The organism is Methylobacterium adhaesivum (assembly GCF_022179065.1).
Classification (GTDB): domain Bacteria; phylum Pseudomonadota; class Alphaproteobacteria; order Rhizobiales; family Beijerinckiaceae; genus Methylobacterium; species Methylobacterium adhaesivum.
Map to the genome: position 1 here is coordinate 55,583 of NZ_BPQD01000011.1, position 16,563 is coordinate 72,145.

The 16,563-nt window shown below is 65.6% G+C and carries 16 protein-coding genes; 7 read left to right on the top strand and 9 right to left on the bottom strand.

All coding sequences use genetic code 11. The features are described 5' to 3' along the window. Positions 1-50 precede the first annotated feature (50 nt). From MFF01_RS11125 to MFF01_RS11140, 4 genes are all read right to left on the bottom strand, one after another. Positions 51-1,139: an Abi family protein gene (locus tag MFF01_RS11125; RefSeq protein ID WP_238225320.1), complete on the bottom strand. Its 1,089-nt coding sequence runs from the start codon at positions 1,137-1,139 to the stop codon at positions 51-53. 245 nt (positions 1,140-1,384) lie between these two features. Beyond that, complete coding sequence (locus tag MFF01_RS11130) at positions 1,385-2,266, bottom strand: AbiTii domain-containing protein (protein ID WP_238225321.1); 882 nt, start codon at positions 2,264-2,266, stop codon at positions 1,385-1,387. Positions 2,267-2,552: 286 nt separating this feature from the next. Further along, the gene (locus MFF01_RS11135) at positions 2,553-3,164 is read right to left on the bottom strand and encodes a Cap15 family cyclic dinucleotide receptor domain-containing protein (RefSeq protein ID WP_238225322.1); all 612 of its coding nucleotides are present in this window, start codon (positions 3,162-3,164) and stop codon (positions 2,553-2,555) included. Position 3,165: 1 nt separating this feature from the next. Next, positions 3,166-4,134: a nucleotidyltransferase-like protein gene (locus MFF01_RS11140; RefSeq protein WP_238225323.1), complete on the bottom strand. Its 969-nt coding sequence runs from the start codon at positions 4,132-4,134 to the stop codon at positions 3,166-3,168. Positions 4,135-4,348: 214 nt separating this feature from the next. Between MFF01_RS11140 and MFF01_RS11145 the strand changes: the two genes are divergently transcribed. Genes MFF01_RS11145 through MFF01_RS11155 form a run of 3 tightly spaced genes read left to right on the top strand, consistent with a single transcriptional unit; the run spans position 4,349 to position 6,155 of the window. Further along, positions 4,349-4,951, top strand: a complete 603-nt coding sequence (locus MFF01_RS11145; RefSeq protein WP_238225324.1) for an RNA polymerase sigma factor — start codon at positions 4,349-4,351, stop codon at positions 4,949-4,951. Further along, a complete protein-coding gene (locus MFF01_RS11150) occupies positions 4,948-5,364 on the top strand; it encodes a hypothetical protein (protein ID WP_238225325.1) in 417 nt (138 codons plus the stop codon). Before MFF01_RS11145 ends, MFF01_RS11150 begins: the two co-directional genes overlap by 4 nt. After that, positions 5,361-6,155 carry an ImmA/IrrE family metallo-endopeptidase gene (locus tag MFF01_RS11155; protein ID WP_238225326.1) on the top strand — a complete coding sequence of 265 codons (795 nt, stop codon included), beginning with the start codon at positions 5,361-5,363 and terminating at the stop codon, positions 6,153-6,155. The genes MFF01_RS11150 and MFF01_RS11155 overlap by 4 nt, the downstream gene beginning before the upstream one ends. Positions 6,156-6,241: 86 nt before the next feature. On the opposite strand, the gene MFF01_RS11160 is transcribed toward MFF01_RS11155, so the two are convergent. The 3 genes from MFF01_RS11160 to MFF01_RS11170 all read right to left on the bottom strand — a co-directional run bounded on the left by MFF01_RS11160 (position 6,242) and on the right by MFF01_RS11170 (position 8,412). Then, positions 6,242-7,531, bottom strand: coding sequence for a Y-family DNA polymerase (locus MFF01_RS11160; protein WP_238225327.1), 1,290 nt, complete (start codon positions 7,529-7,531; stop codon positions 6,242-6,244). After that, positions 7,528-7,956, bottom strand: a complete 429-nt coding sequence (locus MFF01_RS11165; protein ID WP_238225328.1) for a LexA family protein — start codon at positions 7,954-7,956, stop codon at positions 7,528-7,530. Before MFF01_RS11165 ends, MFF01_RS11160 begins: the two co-directional genes overlap by 4 nt. 282 nt (positions 7,957-8,238) lie before the next feature. Next, positions 8,239-8,412, bottom strand: coding sequence for a hypothetical protein (locus MFF01_RS11170; RefSeq protein WP_238225329.1), 174 nt, complete (start codon positions 8,410-8,412; stop codon positions 8,239-8,241). Between MFF01_RS11170 and MFF01_RS11175 the strand changes: the two genes are divergently transcribed. The 3 genes from MFF01_RS11175 to MFF01_RS11185 all read left to right on the top strand — a co-directional run bounded on the left by MFF01_RS11175 (position 8,411) and on the right by MFF01_RS11185 (position 14,244). After that, positions 8,411-9,964, top strand: coding sequence for an ATP-binding protein (locus MFF01_RS11175; RefSeq protein WP_238225330.1), 1,554 nt, complete (start codon positions 8,411-8,413; stop codon positions 9,962-9,964). The two genes, MFF01_RS11170 and MFF01_RS11175, sit on opposite strands and share 2 nt — an antisense overlap. Positions 9,965-10,244: 280 nt before the next feature. Further along, positions 10,245-12,668, top strand: a complete 2,424-nt coding sequence (locus MFF01_RS11180) for an MASE4 domain-containing protein (protein ID WP_238225331.1) — start codon at positions 10,245-10,247, stop codon at positions 12,666-12,668. 847 nt (positions 12,669-13,515) lie between these two features. Further along, positions 13,516-14,244, top strand: a complete 729-nt coding sequence (locus MFF01_RS11185; RefSeq protein WP_373319730.1) for a sigma-70 family RNA polymerase sigma factor — start codon at positions 13,516-13,518, stop codon at positions 14,242-14,244. Positions 14,245-14,338: 94 nt separating this feature from the next. Here the strand turns inward: MFF01_RS11185 and MFF01_RS11190 are convergent, their stop codons facing one another. Both MFF01_RS11190 and MFF01_RS11195 read right to left on the bottom strand, forming a co-directional pair. Continuing rightward, positions 14,339-14,755: a DUF1236 domain-containing protein gene (locus MFF01_RS11190; protein WP_238225333.1), complete on the bottom strand. Its 417-nt coding sequence runs from the start codon at positions 14,753-14,755 to the stop codon at positions 14,339-14,341. Between the two features lie 202 nt (positions 14,756-14,957). Beyond that, positions 14,958-15,404, bottom strand: coding sequence for a phospholipase A2 family protein (locus MFF01_RS11195; protein ID WP_373319731.1), 447 nt, complete (start codon positions 15,402-15,404; stop codon positions 14,958-14,960). A gap of 919 nt (positions 15,405-16,323) precedes the next feature. Between MFF01_RS11195 and MFF01_RS11200 the strand changes: the two genes are divergently transcribed. Further along, positions 16,324-16,551, top strand: coding sequence for a hypothetical protein (locus MFF01_RS11200; protein ID WP_238225335.1), 228 nt, complete (start codon positions 16,324-16,326; stop codon positions 16,549-16,551). The last annotated feature ends 12 nt before the right edge of the window (positions 16,552-16,563 follow it).

Genomic DNA, 16,563 nt, shown 5'->3' on the forward strand with positions numbered 1-16,563 from the left:
GTGACCCCGGGACTAGGCAGCGCCTCTCCCGGGGTCGGCCCCCTCGGCATTCAGTAGCGTCGATGGGCCCGGAGCAGTACGCCGCGGGGTACGGTCCTGCCGGCGACGGTGTCCACCGAGACGACACCGCGCACGGCTGGCGCTTTCAAGGCATCGACGAGTTCGGCCAGGGGCGCATCCCCCGCGAGTTGAACCCAGCGCCCCTTAAGCGTGCCTGCGTCGAGCACCGACCCGACCGTATGGTCGTTGAAGTCGATGATCCCTCCTTGAGCCGCTGCTTCCGAAGCCGTGTATGCGAGGAGATCGGCGGCGCTGAGAAGGCTGATAGGGCATCCATCCGCATCGACGCAGACCAGCGACGGCAGGTCTGCCTTGTAGGCTGCCAGGACGTCTCGGAGCGTGTCCTCAGGGCGCACGGGTTGGAAGTTCGGATCGCACCGGCTTAAGACGGTCTGGCCGACGAGGTTCGGGCCCGGCTTGTTGCGCGTGACCGCCGCGACGGTCGAGAAGTGCTTTAGCCAGCGCGACATGACGGGGGAGATCAGCCCGGTAAGGTCGACAATTTCGGCATGACGTGCACGTACGGGCTGGTGCAGAAGCGGTTCGTGATGGGCGATCCGGTTGCGCAGGTGGTTGATGTCCCGCACCAGCACCTGCACCCCGGCCCGCGTCGTGCCTTTGGGGGCGTTCGTGAGGACCCGGGGAAGGTTCACCTGCCACAGGCTGCGGTCGTAATCGTGCCTGAAGAGATTGGACCAGAAATCGAATGTCAGCGTCGCCACGACTTGGCCACGCGGCGGGTTGGGTTGCTTCTCGCGGGCCCTCGACCTGGCCCTGTCGAGGGACGTCAGGCTCTCAGGTGTCAGGATGGTCCGGAACCCGGCGTTCGTGGGCCAATCCGGACCATGCAGGGCGACGAGCATGTCGTCGATGGCGTTCCGGAGGGTGACCTCGGTCACGTGGAGGGGGTACAGGAACGCCTTGGCCAAGCGGGCATTGTAGAGGTAGAGCTCCACGGCATAGCGCTCGTTTCCCTTGGCCTCCTTCAGGTACGTAGCGAAGCGATCGGCAGAAACCGAAGCTCGGATGGCCGCCATCTCTGCAGGCGTGTACGGGAACGGAACTTGACTCTCGGCCATTCTAACCCTACCAATATGGCCCTCTAGCAGCCGGTGTAGCCCCTCTGTCCGGTCTTGGGACACGCGCTCCCGGCACCCCAAGCCCTGGGACAGGCAGTGCCTCTCCCGGGGCTTATTTTTTCACGACATGCGCGATTCGCGAACGCTTAAGCTGAGCCTTAGCCGAGGCAATGCCGACATGTCCAAGGGGGATCACGGGCGAACCAACGCAGTTCCGAGCTCCTGCCGACGCACGGGCCTCGACCTCAGCCCAGCAAGGCCTGTGCACCCGCGACGATCCCGCTCGCGATCACGCTTCCGCCCGCGCGCATGCCCAAATCCTTGATGATGGTTAGCGCCTTCCCGACCTTGCGCTCGTCGGGGTTCGGCTTGCCAGCCTCGGCCTGAGCCTCGGAGACCGCCTCCTGCATCTCCTCCCGGACCGACGCGGGCAGGTGTCCCAGCAGGCCCCAGGTCTCCGAGAGGAAGTCACGAACCTTGCGCACGTCCATGCCGCCCTCGGACACCTGGCTGACGGCAATCGTGTTCGTCCCGCCCGTGATGTTGCCGGCGACGCCGATTGACTGGTTCTGGGCGATGAAATTCTGGGTCACCGAATAAGCCTCCATGCGTTCCGACGCTGTAAATGACGTTCCGTCCCCAAGTACGCCGGCACTTTCGAGGGCTATCGTCCAATCGAGGATCAGGCGACGGACGCAGCCGAGCGCACGCAGGACATCCATGTTCTGAATGCGATACCGGGATGGAAAAGTCAGGGTGCTTCCGTAGGACGAAAGACCGACGGGGCCTGACGGACTGCTCAGGAAGCCGGCCGGCGAATTCAGCACGAGCTCCTCCAGATCGTAGACCGACTGCCTGAGGGGAAGGAGCGGTGGCCCGTCCTCGTGGATCAGCGGGCGCCAGCAACCATGCGCGGAATTGAAGAACTCGTGATGGCCCGAGACGATACGATAGGACGGCAATCCGACGCCGTCCGAGTAGCCATCGCTTTCGTTGTCCAACCAATCCGGCACGCCCGGGAGCGCCAAGCGCCTAGCCGCGATACGCGCCCGGCTCAGGATGCTGGCCAGCGGAACAGTGCGGTCGTGCGCATCGGACTGGACCTTCAGGATGATCGACTGATGCACGGCTTCGGGACTTCTCTTGGGTCGTGACGCCCCTCGACCAGGGGCCAAGGAAGGTCGTCGGACGAAGCGGCCGAGCGCATCGGCGATGGCACGTGATGGGCGTTTGGGCACAGGGTAGGCATGAGAACAAAACAGGCTCGTGAAACCTCAACGAGCGAGCCTGGCCCGGGTTGCGGTGCCAGGCCTCGAACATCGCGGATCGCGAAATTTCCAGGCCCGGAAACCCTCAATCACGCCTCGAACCCTAGCCGGTTGGGTTCGGCGCATCGAAGCGACGGCATGCGGTTCATGGCCGCGTACGCGTCAGGGTCATGTCGCCATTTGTGCGACGGGCGGTGAAGTATTGCCCACTCAAGGTATCAGGAGCATCAGCCAGGCTGATCTCCAGCCACGCGACGCCTTCGTGCTGGGTTGAGCGATAGTGGAACTCGGCCTTCGGCATGTTATCGTAGCTGTACCACAACCTGTATCGGTCCGCGTTCGGATCGGCCTCGGCGATGACCCTCTTGGAATGGGAGGTCGACTCACCCGTCACCTGCTTGATGGTGATGTCGAAGAGCCCCTGCCGGATCGTCACGGTGGTCGGGATTGGACCCGGCGTCACCCCGGTGGTGGGGTCTTTCCAGGTCGTCTGGAGGGTTCCGGTCCAAGTGCCGTTCAGGTCCGGGAAAAAAACCTTGTCGAGGAAGGGCAGCCAGCGCCACACCGTGCGCCATGTCCAGTTCGCGACGAGAACGAAGACCGTGCCGACGATGAATGTCACCGTCGAGATGGACTTGGGCAGCGACGTGGTACTTCCGGTCCACCACTCGCTGAAGCCCTGGACCGCGAGGACGGCAAGGATGGTGAGTGCGACGAGGACCTGAACCTGTCTGGCTCGTGTCAGAAGGGCCCACATCTCAAGCTCCCAGACGCACGAGCGCAGCATCCACGAAGTCCTTCGCATCTCCGAGGCTCCAGGCCTGGGCCTGACGGAAAAGAAACTTGATCCCGTTCACCTCGGTGGCAGTTTCCGTCCAGGTGGCATCACCCAGCTGCACCTGAAGACGACGGAGTACGCGCACCAAGCGGGTGTAGCGGTCCTCGTCGAAGAGGAAGTGCGTGTCCTCCACGACGTAGACGAGGCATTCCACGAGGAACGAGGGGACCCGCTTCGGGATCGCCCCCTGCTCGCACAACTCGTAGTTCAGTCGCTTGAGCATCCGCACGACCTTCTTGAAGCGGTGCTGCGTGCGGCTGCGCTTCGCCTTCCCGTTCTCATGGTGCTGCTCCGGAAAATTGAAGGTCCGCGTGCCATCGGCGGAGAGGATCGCGACGCCCTCGCAATAGTCGTAGCCCCCGTATCCGTCGTCGCTGACGTGGTGCAGACGGAAAGCGGGAACGAGATCCACGTCAGCTCGGCTGCCACTCAGGCCGTCGACCGTGACGGCTTTCTTGCCAACTGTGACGTTCCCGGCACCGAACCGACGACGGCAATCCGACGCCAGCGCATCCCTCACCGAACCTGCGATTTGGAAGGCCGACCGGCCCGTCGAGCTATAGCCCATGGCGCCAGCAGCCCGCTGAGGGTCCACCCCCTCCGCATAGACGGTGATGATCCCGGGAAGTTGGACCCTCAGGTCCATGTCAGCTTCCAGGCGCACGTTCGTGTTGTTGTAGTAGCTTCCCTGCGGCCGGATCTGGACGCTTTCCGCGCGCAAGGTCGCATTGCCGTCGACGACCAGCCTCGCCGCATCGGCGGCCCTCTGGATCTTCGTCTCCTCGCTGTCGCTCGGGGGCCGCTCCCAATGCCAAAGCCGGTCGTTCCAGGAAGAGCGCGTGCGCTCCTTGGCGATAGCTGCCTCGATGATCGAGCGGGTGTCGAACATGTGCCACTCCTCATGGCCTTCCGTGACCGGGTGGCGCGTTTCCATTGCCGTGCTGTCGTCGCCTCCGATGACCTGCCGCCTTGATTGGCACCGGCCAGGGAAGCTGCCATGCTTGGATCTGCGGGGCCCGCGACGGATTCGGACGCAGAAAGTTTTTTGCGTCCGAGAATCGCCGGGCACGCGCATAGGATAAGGAAGGCCCAGGGGGGGGCTGATGGGACCGGAGGCGCAGGCCGACGACGGGGCGGACGTACCCCGCTACGCGCCGGACGAGATCATCGACGCCGTTGGGCATCTCTCTCCCGCCGAGTTGGCGCGGATCGAAGACATCTCCCGCTACTTCGCGCCAAGATGTGCGATGCAGCCGGAGGATCTTCGCCAGGAGGCCTATGCGCGTGCATTCGGGACGCGCTCCTGCAAGGTCGGCACGGGAATGGTCGACTTCCTCGCCGGCATCATGAAAAGCATTGCCTCGGATGGTTACCGGTCCCGTAAGAAGGCGCGGGAGGACGGAGCTTTAGAAGTCGTCTACGTGGAGGCCTTCGGCGCAAACGGCGTTCCGGAGCCGGCCTTCGAAGCGCCTTCACCCGAGGAGGCAGCCCTCTCTCGTCGCTACCACGGGGACGCGTTGGCGAAGGCCCTTGCCTGCATAGACGGCGACGAAGAGTTGCAGCTCCTCGCCGAGGGGGTGTTCGACGGATTACGCGGTAAGGAACTCGAAGACTTGTTGGACAAGGATACCAAGGGACTCGCGGCGGTTAGGAAGCGGTTGGCCCGACGGCTGGCCGCCTCATTCCCGAACGGGGTGTCGGTATGAGCTGGGGCGGCGGCATGGACGACCGGGAAAAGCTTTCGCGCCTCGACGATCTCTTACTCGCCGAGATCCTCTCGACGCCGGACGACGTCATCCTCGCTGGGATCGCGCCCGGAAAGATCGATGCCCTGAGACAGGAAATCACCACCGCGAGCATCAAGGCCGGCAAGAGCAGGATGGCGGATGCGAAGGCTTCCCTCGTGATCGACCGCGCCCGGCCCGTAGTCGTCTCCCTCGATCAGGCACGTGGGGCGGCGGCCTTGAAGGCCGCACGCGCGCAGGACCGGACACTCGACCAGAAGCTGACGATGGCCGCCCGCAGCGGGGGCGCCGACTACGAGGCGGACCGTCCCGGCATTGAGGAGGATCTCGCAGAACTCGAAGCCTGGGACGACGAGGACCGGGGCGAACGGTGAGCCGCCGCCTGACCCTTCCCGAGCGGCTCCTGCAACGGTGTGGCGTCGAACGACCCGGCGAGATCGACGTCGAAGCCATCGCCTGGATGCTCGGCGCCAAGGTGAAATATCGGGAACTTCACTCCTGCGAGGCTCGCATCGTCGGCCGCGAGGATCGAGCGATCATCACAGTCGACACCCGCGTCACCCCAAGGCGCCAACGTTTCTCGGTGGCGCACGAACTTGGCCACTGGCACCACCATCGCGGAAGGTGCCTGATCTGTCGCACGGAGGACATCGGGACCTCCCGTCGACAATCGACGGATCCGGAGCGTGTCGCGAACGACTATGCGTCCGACCTACTGTTGCCTCGCTACCTGCTCGATCCGATGCTTCGAGGCGTGCCGAAGCCGACGCTGAAAGCCGTTCGCGAAGTCGCCATAGCGTTCGATGCCAGCCTCACCGCGACCCTCATCAAGATCATCGAGTCGGACCGTTACCCCATGATGATGGTGTGCCATGGCCCTAAGGGCAGGCGTTGGTTCCAGGCCTCGGCCAGCGTCCCCGCGCGGTGGTTCCCCAAGGACGATCTCGACCCCGAAAGCTGTGCCTTCGCACTTCTGTTCGGTGCGGGTCCGGAAGAAAGTTTCCCGCGTCGGATCGGGGCGGACGCCTGGTTCGACCGCATGGAAGCCCAACGATATGAACTACTGGAGCAATCCTACGCCCTGCCGAACATCGAGGTCATGACCGTGCTGCTGTTGATCGATCCGAAGATGCTCGGCGATAGGGATACGTCCCGACGCGCCTGATTAACGGCAAAGTGCAAAGCATTGGCCGCGCCCCTCTTATGGCCGGTGCCGGCAGGTAAGGCGGGGCGACTTGTCTTCAGGCCGCGTCATGCCGCGGCCACGACAGGCAGTTCGTCGAGCCTGGTGGTGTACCGGGGCGACCTCATCTCGAACTTGGTCGACCAGTCGCGCTTGGGGGCGAACCCGGCTGCGCCCGGGACGACGGCCCCGCGCCCGAAGCGGCGGTTGCAGGTGTCGAGAGCCTCCATCAGGGCGGCCCCCATCTCCCGGTCGAGCTGGCCGAGGCCGGGCATGGCGCGCTGAGACGTGGCCAACGACATCAGGTCGGTGGTGACGACGCCGGCCTTGGAGTAGCGGTACCCGTCCCGCCAGGTTTTCCGGACGCCGTGTGTGGCGGCCTTGACCAACACGAGGGTGTCGTTGGTCGCCTCGGGAAGCGTGACTACGGTCGAGACCGATCGCTGCGGCCGGTCGCGGTCATGCTCCGAGGTGTGGAAGAAGACCGTGACGTGGTTGGTCGCCAACCCCTCGCGCCGAAGCTTCTCGCCAAGTCTGGAGGCATGGGTGGCAATCGCCTGCTCCATGGTCGGGCGATCCTCGACCCGCTCCGAGAACGACCGGGTAACGGCGCATCCCTTCCGGGTCGCGGCGACCGTCTCCAAGTCGAGGCAGGGGGTGCCGCGGAGCTCGTGCACGAGGCGCTCGCCGACCACGGTCATCGTCTTGCGGGCGACCTTCGGATCGAGGTCTCGGACATCGGCGGCGCTGTCGCATCCTAGCGCCTCCAGCCGCCGGGCGTTGGCCGGCCCGACGCCCCAGATGTCGGGGACCGGTACCCGGATGATCCAGTGGTCGTACTGCTCCGGATCAGTCAGGTCGCAGACCCCACCGAGCTCCGGGTTCTTCTTCGCCACGTGATTGGCGAGCTTGGCCAGCGTCTTGGTGGGGCCGATGCCGACGCAGGTGGGGATGCCCGTCCAGGCCCGCACGGTCTCCCGCATGTCGCGGGCCAGGGACTCCCGATCCTTCTCGCGCACGTCGGAGATATCGAGAAAACTCTCGTCGATGGAGTAGATTTCGATGCGGGGGGAGAAGTCCCGGTAGACGGCGTTCACCCGGGCCGACATGTCGCCGTAGAGGGCGTAGTTCGAGGAGTAGACCCGGACGCCCTGGGCCTTGCACATGTCACGGATCTTGAACCAGGGCTCGCCCATCCTGATGCCGAGCGCCTTGGCCTCACTGGTGCGGGCGATGGCGCAGCCGTCGTTGTTGGACAGCACGATGACCGGCACCTTGGCCAGACGCGCGTCGAAGACCCGCTCGCACGAGCAGTAGAAGGAGTTTCCGTCGGAGAGGGCGTAGGCCCGGGCGCTCATTCGCAGCGGCGCTTTGCGCAGACGGACCCGGAGACGACGCCCCAGACCTCGATGACGGCGTCGGGGGAGAGCTGGAACTCCGGGAAGCGCGGGTTGGCGAAATGGAGGCTGACGCGCGGCCCCTGGCGCTTCCAGACCTTAAACGAGCGCTCGCCGTCGATGTCGACCACAACGATGTCGCCGTTGCGCGGGGTGAGCGAGCGGTCGACCACCGCGAGGTCGCCATCGAACAGGCGGGCGAGGATCATGCTGTCGCCGGCGACCCGGACCAGGAAGGTGGCCGGGCGATTGACAATCAGCAGGCGCTGGAGGTCGATCTCCTCCTCGATGAAGTCGTCGGCAGGGCTGGGGAAGCCGGCCCGGACGGGCTTGGCGAGAAGGGGCACCGGCATGGGAAAGCCGATGGTGACGCCGCTGATCTGCATGATGCTCCTCCGCGAATCCAGGAACAAAAGCAGAACACGTTCGGCGGGTTCCGTATAGCGGCTACGCTTGCCGGGGGACGCACATTCCGGTGTGAGGCGGCTTGGCCCTTAGCCTCGATGTTCCGTCGCTGGAACGCACTCAGGGCTCGCTCGACGTCGGCACGTCGGAGGTTCGGCCCTGAAGGGCTCACGCCCCCTGACTTGTGACCGTGGTGATCCGGACCATTCGTGAAGCTTGTGCGTTGAGGCATCCATGAAGGACGAGGATCATAACCCCCGGCATCACGGCGTCGAGGACGAGGCGACGGGCATTCCGGCCCAGGGCACCATGGACAGGGGCGCCTCGGAGCCCCTGGGACGGTCAGGCCTGCACCATTGGCGGCAGAGCACGATCACCGACCAGAGCCTGGACGAACGCGGGAGCATCTTCTTCGCGGCCGTCGAGATGACCCGCATGCCGATGATCCTGGCAGATCCGCGCCAGGACGACATCCCCATCGTGTTTGCCAACAACGCCTTCCTCGACCTCACCGGCTACGAGGAGAACGAGGTCGTGGGCCGGAACTGCCGCTTCCTGCAGGGGGCCCGGACCGACCCCGAACACGTCCGGGTGCTGCGCGAGGCAGTCGACCGGCGCGAGGCGGTCGCCATCGAGATCCTGAACTACAGGCGCGACGGCACCCCGTTCTGGAACGCGGTGTTCATGGGCCCGGTGCTCAGCCCCGAGGGTGAGGTGATCTACTACTTCGCAAGCCAGCTCGACGTGACCCAGAGGCGGGAGTCCGAGCAGCAGTTCCGGCAGGCCCAGAAGATGGAGTCCATCGGCCAGCTTACGGCCGGTATGGCGCACGACTTCAACAACCTGCTTCACGTCATCACCGGCAGCCTGGACCAGCTCCGCGCGAAACGGCAGGACGACCGCGCCTTCGAGCGATACCTCTCGGCTGCTACGACGGCAGCCGAGCGCGGCGCCAAGCTCACCCAGCAATTGCTCGCCTTCGCCCGGCGGGGCCGGCTTGAGCCGAAGGGCGTCGATCTCAGCGAGCTCGTGAACTCGGTCGCTGAGTTGCTGGAGAGCTCGGTCGGCAACAAGGCGACATTGCACCTGAACCTGCAACGCCGGCTCCCGACGGTGAAGGTCGACCCGACGCACCTGGAGATGGCCCTGCTCAACGTCGTCGTGAACGCGCGGGACGCCTCCCCCAAGGGCGGGGCGGTCACCATCACCACGCGCGAGATCCACCTCAACGGGAATGCCGCGGCAAGGCACTTGGAGCCGGGAGACTATGTCGTGCTCTGCGTCTCCGACGAGGGCGTCGGCATGCCCGCGCACATCCAGGCGCGGGCCATCGAGCCATTCTTCACCACCAAGGCGCACGGTCAGGGTACCGGGCTCGGCCTGGCGATGGCCCACGGCTTCGTGCAGCAGTCCGGCGGTCGGCTGGAGATCGAGAGCGAGGTGGGTCGCGGTACCACGGTCCGCATGATCCTCCCGCGGGACGCGAATAAGGGCGAGCGCCGCGACCGGACGGGCGTGGCGCCCGGCTACCGGACCAGGCCGCTCGATGCCACGACGGCACCGTCGCTGATCCTAGTCGTCGACGACAGCCGCGAGGCGGCGGACATGGCGGGCGAGGCCTTGCAGGACATCGGCTACCGGGTGGTAATCGCCTCCAGCGCCGAGGAGGCGTTGGAGCGTTTCGAGGAAGCCGCGGCGTCGGGCGACGGGTTCAAGCTCGTGTTCACGGACGTGATCATGCCCGGCGGCGCCAACGGCATCACGCTCGCCGAGCAGGTCAGGGAACGCGATCCGGCCGTGCCGGTGGTGCTGACGACCGGCTACAATGACGAGATGGCCATCGACGGTCCGCAGCCACATGCGATGGACGTCCTCGGCAAGCCGTACCGGCGCAGCGAGATGATCGACCGGATACAGTCGGCGCTTCGGCGCGGCGCACGCACGGGCCCCGGGAGGGAGACATCGGACTTCGGACACGCCCAGGCATAGGCACTCGTCTCGACGCGTCGGTTCGAGATCGGGCTTCGACCGGAGGAAGCAACCGGATCGGATGAGCGGATCGCCCCTGCTTGTTGCGGGAGGGGGGCGAGCCGAGATGGGCGAAATGGATCGATCCGCCTCGTGACAAGGGCTTCCAGATAGGCGCGGACCGGCCTCGGCTCGGCGATCCGAAGGGTTCACGTGTGATGTGACGCGAAGTTGTAGTATTCAAGATACGCCTCGACGCCGAAGCGACCTCGCCTCGGCTCCGCATGGTCTGGAGCCGACGTTGAGACAGGACGACCTCACCGCCCGACCGACAACCTTCGCGACCACCGCCCCCGGATCGAGCCAGCGCCGTTTCGCGGTCGTGGTCTGCCTCGCGTTCGCCGTCCTGTCCGTCGCGATGCTCCCGTTCGCCTCGCTTGCGATGGCGCCGATGCCTGGCTTCGTCCCGAGCTACCAAGCCGCCCTCATTGTCACCTACGCGGTCACGACCTACCTGTTCTTCTCGCAATACCGGCGAACCCGGTCGGCGCCCCTGCTGATCCTCGGAGCCGGCAGCCTCTACACGACCCTGATCGTCGCGACGCAGTTGCTGACCTTCCCGAACGTCTTCGGCGTCGGCCGCATCCTTGGGAGCGGGCCGGCCACCACCACGTGGCTCTGGACCCTTTGGCATATCGGCCCCCCGCTTTTCGCCATTCCCTACGCGATCCTGGAAGGCGATGGCCGGTATCCACCCGTTGCACCCGACAGGGTCGTCCCCATCGGCATCGCTACCACGGTCGCGACCTTCGTGGCCGTAGCGGCGATAACGGTGGGAGTCGTCGCATACGTCGATATGCTGCCAACCAGCGTCGACGGCGACAGCTACTGGCCGCTCACCACCTCCGGTACCGGCCCTGCCGTGGTGGTCCTCACCCTCGCAGCTCTGGCGACTGTGTGCTGGACCACCCGCTTGCGAACCGTGCTCCAGCTCTGGCTCGCCGTCTCGCTGTTCCTGCTCCTCCTCGACAACATGGTAACCCTGACCGGAGCCGCCCGCGGGACGTTCGGATGGTTCGCCGGCCGGATCGAGGCGCTCGTCGCCGGGATCATCATCCTGTGCGTCTACCTGCGCGAGGTCGACCACCTCTACCGGCGGGCGGAGCGGACCGCCGAGGAGCGCGAGCGCCAGCGTTCGGAGCTCAAGCTGGCGCAGGACAACCTCGCCATAGCCCTCGACGCCGCCGACATGGGGGATTGGGAGTTCGACCTCGTTTCCGGCGTATCCCGACGCAGCCTCAGGCACGACCGCATCTTCGGCTACGCCGTCCTTCAGCCCCGGTGGGGCAAGGACGAGTTCCTGGCCCATGTGGTGCCCGAGGACCGGCCGGACGTCGAGATCGCGTTCGCGCAGGCTCTCGCGACCCGCGACCTCGACCTCGAATGCCGCATCGTCCGGGCCGGCGACGCGGCGGTCCGCCGGATCTCCCTCAAGGGCAGGGCATACCGCGACGAGGCCGGCACGGCGACCGGAATGACCGGCATCGTCATGGACACGACCGCCCGGCACGACGCGGACGAGCGTCTGAACCAGGCGCAGAAGATGGAAGCCATCGGCCAGCTCACCGGGGGCGTGGCGCACGACTTCAACAACCTCCTGACGATCATCGTCGGCAACCTAGACATGATCGTCCGGCGGCCGGACAACGCCCAGCGGGTCGAACGCCTCGCCACCTCCGCGATGACCGCCGCCCGCCGTGGTGCCGAGGTGACCGAAAAACTGCTGGCGTTCTCGCGCCGGCAGGTGCTCCGGCCCGAGACCGTGAACCCGAACCGCCTGCTGAAGGACTTCCGGACGCTGCTGGAGCGCGCGGTCGGCGAGAGCATCACCGTCGAGTTCGACCTCGATGCCGGCCTCGACCCGGTCCGCCTCGACCCCGGCCAGTTCGAGAGCGCGATCCTCAACCTCGGCGTGAACGCCCGCGATGCCATGCCGTCCGGCGGCACGCTGCGCATCAGGACCGACAATCTCGCTACCACCACGGAACGCGATGCCGAACTCCCGGATCTCGCCCCCGGGAAGTATGTGCGCGTCTCCGTGACGGACACCGGGCTCGGCATGGATGCGGCCACGGCGGCGCGGGCCTTCGAACCGTTCTTCACCACTAAGGACGTCGGCAAGGGAACCGGTCTCGGCCTGTCCCAGGTCTACGGCTTCGCTCGACAGGGCGGCGGCCAGGTCGTCCTTTCCAGCGAGGTCGGCATCGGGACCACCATCTCGATCTACTTGCCACATTCCACCGACGTACCAGCAGCGGCTCGTCCTGAAGGACCCATGCCCTTGCGGCGCGCCACGGAGGGCGAGGTGATCCTTGTTGTTGAAGATGAGCCGGCCGTACTCGACATGGCAGTCGAGAGCCTGGGGGAACTCGGCTACAGGACCGTCACCGCGTCCCACGCCGCGGCGGCGCTGGAGCGGTTACGAGGCCCGGAGCGCATCGACATCATGTTCTCGGACGTGGTGATGCCGGGCGGGATGAACGGAGTACAGCTTTCCGTGGAGGCGCGGCGCCTGCGACCGGACCTTAGGGTGCTGCTGGCTTCGGGGTATACCGCCTCAGCGCTCGGGTCAGACGGGGTGCCGGCCGACCTGCCGCTCCTCAGCAAGCCCTACCGGCGCGAGGATCTCGCCGACAAGCTGCGCGTCATCATGGGTCGGCGGTAAGCCGAACCTATCCAAGCGTTCGAGATGATGGAATCATGGTTAACGGATTCCTTATCGAAATTTCCAAGGGGAGCGACCGCTCAGCGTCCGCTCTCGTCTCAGACCCGCATACCGATACCTTACGGGCGCTCCCCGAGTTGGATCTTGGCTCGACGGCGGCGCAACGGGCGCGATGACCTGACGCCGAGCCTCGCGGGAAGTTTTCGGCCTCGCCCAGGCCTCTAACCCACCGATATCGTCAGGCGGCGGTCCTGCGCAGCTTGGCACCCTTGTCCTCAAGCTCCTTGGCCGTCTGCGCGAAAAGCTCGGAACGCCTGCGAAGGGCCTCTTGCTTTCCCTTCTTCGCGGCGGCCTGTGCTTTCTCGTCCGCCTTCCGGGATTTTCCCCGGAGCTTGGTCGCCAGCTTTTCGAAGGCATCGGCGATCCTGCCGTTCGTTTCTGTCGTTTCCCGCTATACCCGGTCCGGCTGATCGTCCTTGGCCATGAGGTCGCCCCATCGTTGCGCCACCGACATGGGACGCGAAGCCTATTCGTAACGGTCGGGTCGGCCATCCCCAAGCGAGACGTAGCCATCGGTACCCAGGGTTACGAAAGCCCTGGCCGGTTCACGGACATCACGGAACCCATTGATGGAGCAGGGACGGGGAGCGTATCCGCCGCTTCGCGAAGATGCGTGATCGGTCCGAACCCCGACTTCGCAACCGGTGGCGGCAGTTGCGGCCAAGCTCTCCCGACAATCGGATGAAGGCTTTGTTAGTCAGCATTCATGCAGATTTTGCCAGAACCTCCCGACCGCATTGCCGGATTGACCGGGCTGCGCACCGTCAAGTGGAGGTGGGGAATAGGCATGATCGCTGGCAACCTTGGACGGGTATCGTACCGCACCGGAAACGATCCGGCGAAGCCGTCCACCAAGGTCGCGTCCATGAGCGGGATACCCGAGGCAGTCAGGGTTCATCTCGGTATGGAGCTCAAGGCACTTTATGCGTCGATCCTCGATGAGGATCAGCCACCGACCCTCCTCGGACTGATAGCTCAATTGGATGTTGGCTCGACCCCAGCCACCCCGGCCGTGCCGGATGCCTTCCGTGCAGGGCTTCTCGACGCCCTTCCGGGCCTGCGGGCCTTCGCGGTATCGCTGACCATCAACCCGACCGCGGCCGACGACCTCGTGCAGGAGACCCTGTTGAAGGCCTGGGCCAACCGACACCGCTTCGAGTCAGGCAGCAACCTGATGGCGTGGCTCTGCACCATCCTGCGCAACCAGTTCTACACCGTCTGCCGCAAGCGGAAACGCGAGGTGGAGGATGCCGACGGCGTATTGGCCGGCAAGATCTTAGCGCCGGCGGCGCAGGAGGCCAGCAGCGACCTGCGGAGGGTCTGGGAGCATCTCGGCAAGCTGCCCGCCGCCCAGCGCGAGGCGCTCATGCTCGTGGCGGCGCAGGGCATGACCTACGAGGCCGCAGCGGAACTGATTGGCTGCCAGGTCGGCACCATGAAGAGCCGTGTCAGCCGGGCGCGCTCCTTCCTGGCCGGTAGCCTCGGGATGGAGCCGCGCCATGCGGCTGCGACCTGAGGAACGCCAAGGACCGAAACGACAGGGGCCCGACCGGCCATGACCGGTCGGGCCCCTTACAGGTCGGCTCGGAGCCTCGCCGGAGCCGGTCTCGTCAGTCGATGACCTCGACGATGCGGCGGCTGCGGTCCACCAGAACCGGACGCTCGTTCACGATGGTGTAGCGGTAACCAGGGCGAGCCCGGTACTCCTCGGGCACGTCGTAGTAGGTGACCTCGTCGTCGGGGAGCACGGTACCGACCTGGACCGGGCCGCCCCAGCTGTACGAACGGACGCCGCGCTCGCGGACGTAGGAGCGGAAGCGCGGACGGTCCTCGACGCCGAGGATGCCACCCACGGTACCGGCGGCGGCGCCGACCGCGCCACCGACGATGCCGCCGATGGGACCGGCCGCATCGGCTCCGCGCTCTGCGCCCTCGGCCGCACCGCGAAGCGTGCCCTGGGCCTGGGCGGTCATCGGAAGGGCGAACAGCCCCGCGGCGGCGATGGCGAAGAGAAGCTTGTTGGACATGGTGTCGTCTCCTGATGCGCCTGAAAGAACCTCTGCCGCCGGGAAGCGGCCTTCCTTAGGGACGGCGAACCCCTCCGTTTCGACGGTTGGCCGCCGGTTTTCCGCCGAAGGAACCCGGAACCCCGGAATCGGTTGCGCCGAAATTTTTCGAAACGGGCCAGGCTCTCGTCCGGGCTTCACCCGCATGCGACATTGGCATGCGTTACTCGGGCGGTTCCCCATCCTCGCCCACGTCGTCGCCCGCGCCGCCGTTCGGCCTCACCGTGGCGGTGTCATCGACGGGACGAGCCGCGACAGGGGCGACGGACCGCGGGACGGGGGCGGACGGCATCATCGCGGCACCCGAGGCGACTACTCCGGCCATCGTCCTCAGGTCAGCCGGCTGCCCTGCATCCTGTGCCACGCCCTCGGCCTCGGCCTGGAGGCGAAGGTTGCACGCCTTCGAGGCGGGTCCGTCGTCCGGGGTACAGGCATCGTGCCGTGCGCAAGCCGCGTCCAGGGCGTCGATTGGCGTGAGCGGAGCGTTGTTGCCAGGACCGCAGTAGTTGCCGTGCAGCATGGCCTTTGGAGCCTCACCAGCCCAGGCGCCGGCGGGGATGGCGAAAAGGGTCGTCATCAGGGCGGAAGCCGCCAGTCTGGGCAAGGTCATGCGTTTCCTCGGTCCGTTCGCCGCCCTCGTATGCGGGCTCGCCCCTCCGGCTCGGTCGGGACAAACGTAATTCGAAAGTCGGGAAAAGGGTTCAAACGCCCATCCTGCGACTGTCCCGGCATCCGGGCGTCGAAGACCCCGCAGCGGTGTTTGCCGTGCCTTCCCGAAGCGCGGTGACCCCGCCGCGAAGCGCGCAGATATCGCGGTGGCGTGACGGGACAACTCGTAAAATCCGGTCCGGCGTGAAGCCAATTCGAAGGATGTGTTCACGGCCGGGCCGCCCTTATCGGGGATCAGACGGGGGGTGACCGGGACCGAGGCGAGCCACCTACACCTTGGAGGGTGGCGTCGAGGCTCTGGAGACGTCCGGCAAATCGCTGAAGGCCTGCATCATCCCGACGACCGCGGAGCGTGGGATCAGGAGGGAGACCACCAGGCTGTCGGCCCTCGCAAGGTTGATGACGACGGTGTCGCCTCCGTCAATCGTCCGAAGGTCGATGAATTCCCTGGACGAGACAAGCATCAAGTCATCGACGGAACGAACGGTCAAATCGACTTACTACCCAGCATATGCTCCTACTTTCGATCAGACAATCCAAACAAAAATTGATAGTTAAACTGTAATCACGCAATCGTGTTGATTATTGCGCGGCTTTCATTCGCTGTTCTACAGTGAGGCATGGCGACTTCAGGAACCTCTCGGTCGTGATCCATGGCGCCGAAAGACGACGTCGGGCATGTTGATACGAAGAGTGGGCGCCACTCCCCGTCCTCACTCGACGAGACGTTGGCCTCCGCTCGGTCACGAGTGAATGAAATCTTGTCCTGGATTTGCGTGGATCGCTTTTCGCAGGTCCGGCGTTGCCTTGCCTTGCGCGAACCAGCGGGTCTCGGGCAAATCGTTCCCGGGGACGGGCCCATGCTGAACGACAGGTCATTTTGCGTGATGTTGGTGACGCCGGACGGTCGTCGCGCCTTGCGGGCATCGACGGAGCGGGAGGTCGCCTTGATGGCGGAGTCCGTGCTGCGTCGGTTCGAGCGCCGGACCATGGCGGTCGGCTTCAGCGTTGCGGGACCTGACAAGGCCGCAGGGGCCCGGATCGCCTTCTACCTCAACGACGTCGCCCTCGAACTCGAAACGGCCTGAGGCGACGGGAGC

Excerpts from the sequence above, each read along its gene's own strand:
- MFF01_RS11125 (WP_238225320.1), bottom strand. The coding sequence starts at position 1,139 with ATGGCCGAGAGTCAAGTTCCGTTCCCGTACACGCCTGCAGAGATGGCG.
- MFF01_RS11135 (WP_238225322.1), bottom strand. The coding sequence starts at position 3,164 with ATGTGGGCCCTTCTGACACGAGCCAGACAGGTTCAGGTCCTCGTCGCA.
- MFF01_RS11140 (WP_238225323.1), bottom strand. The coding sequence starts at position 4,134 with ATGTTCGACACCCGCTCGATCATCGAGGCAGCTATCGCCAAGGAGCGC.
- MFF01_RS11145 (WP_238225324.1), top strand. The coding sequence starts at position 4,349 with ATGGGACCGGAGGCGCAGGCCGACGACGGGGCGGACGTACCCCGCTAC.
- MFF01_RS11150 (WP_238225325.1), top strand. The coding sequence starts at position 4,948 with ATGAGCTGGGGCGGCGGCATGGACGACCGGGAAAAGCTTTCGCGCCTC.
- MFF01_RS11160 (WP_238225327.1), bottom strand. The coding sequence starts at position 7,531 with ATGAGCGCCCGGGCCTACGCCCTCTCCGACGGAAACTCCTTCTACTGC.
- MFF01_RS11165 (WP_238225328.1), bottom strand. The coding sequence starts at position 7,956 with ATGCAGATCAGCGGCGTCACCATCGGCTTTCCCATGCCGGTGCCCCTT.
- MFF01_RS11175 (WP_238225330.1), top strand. The coding sequence starts at position 8,411 with ATGCCGATGATCCTGGCAGATCCGCGCCAGGACGACATCCCCATCGTG.
- MFF01_RS11170 (WP_238225329.1), bottom strand. The coding sequence starts at position 8,412 with ATGCGGGTCATCTCGACGGCCGCGAAGAAGATGCTCCCGCGTTCGTCC.
- MFF01_RS11185 (WP_373319730.1), top strand. The coding sequence starts at position 13,516 with ATGATCGCTGGCAACCTTGGACGGGTATCGTACCGCACCGGAAACGAT.
- MFF01_RS11190 (WP_238225333.1), bottom strand. The coding sequence starts at position 14,755 with ATGTCCAACAAGCTTCTCTTCGCCATCGCCGCCGCGGGGCTGTTCGCC.
- MFF01_RS11195 (WP_373319731.1), bottom strand. The coding sequence starts at position 15,404 with ATGACCTTGCCCAGACTGGCGGCTTCCGCCCTGATGACGACCCTTTTC.
- MFF01_RS11200 (WP_238225335.1), top strand. The coding sequence starts at position 16,324 with ATGCTGAACGACAGGTCATTTTGCGTGATGTTGGTGACGCCGGACGGT.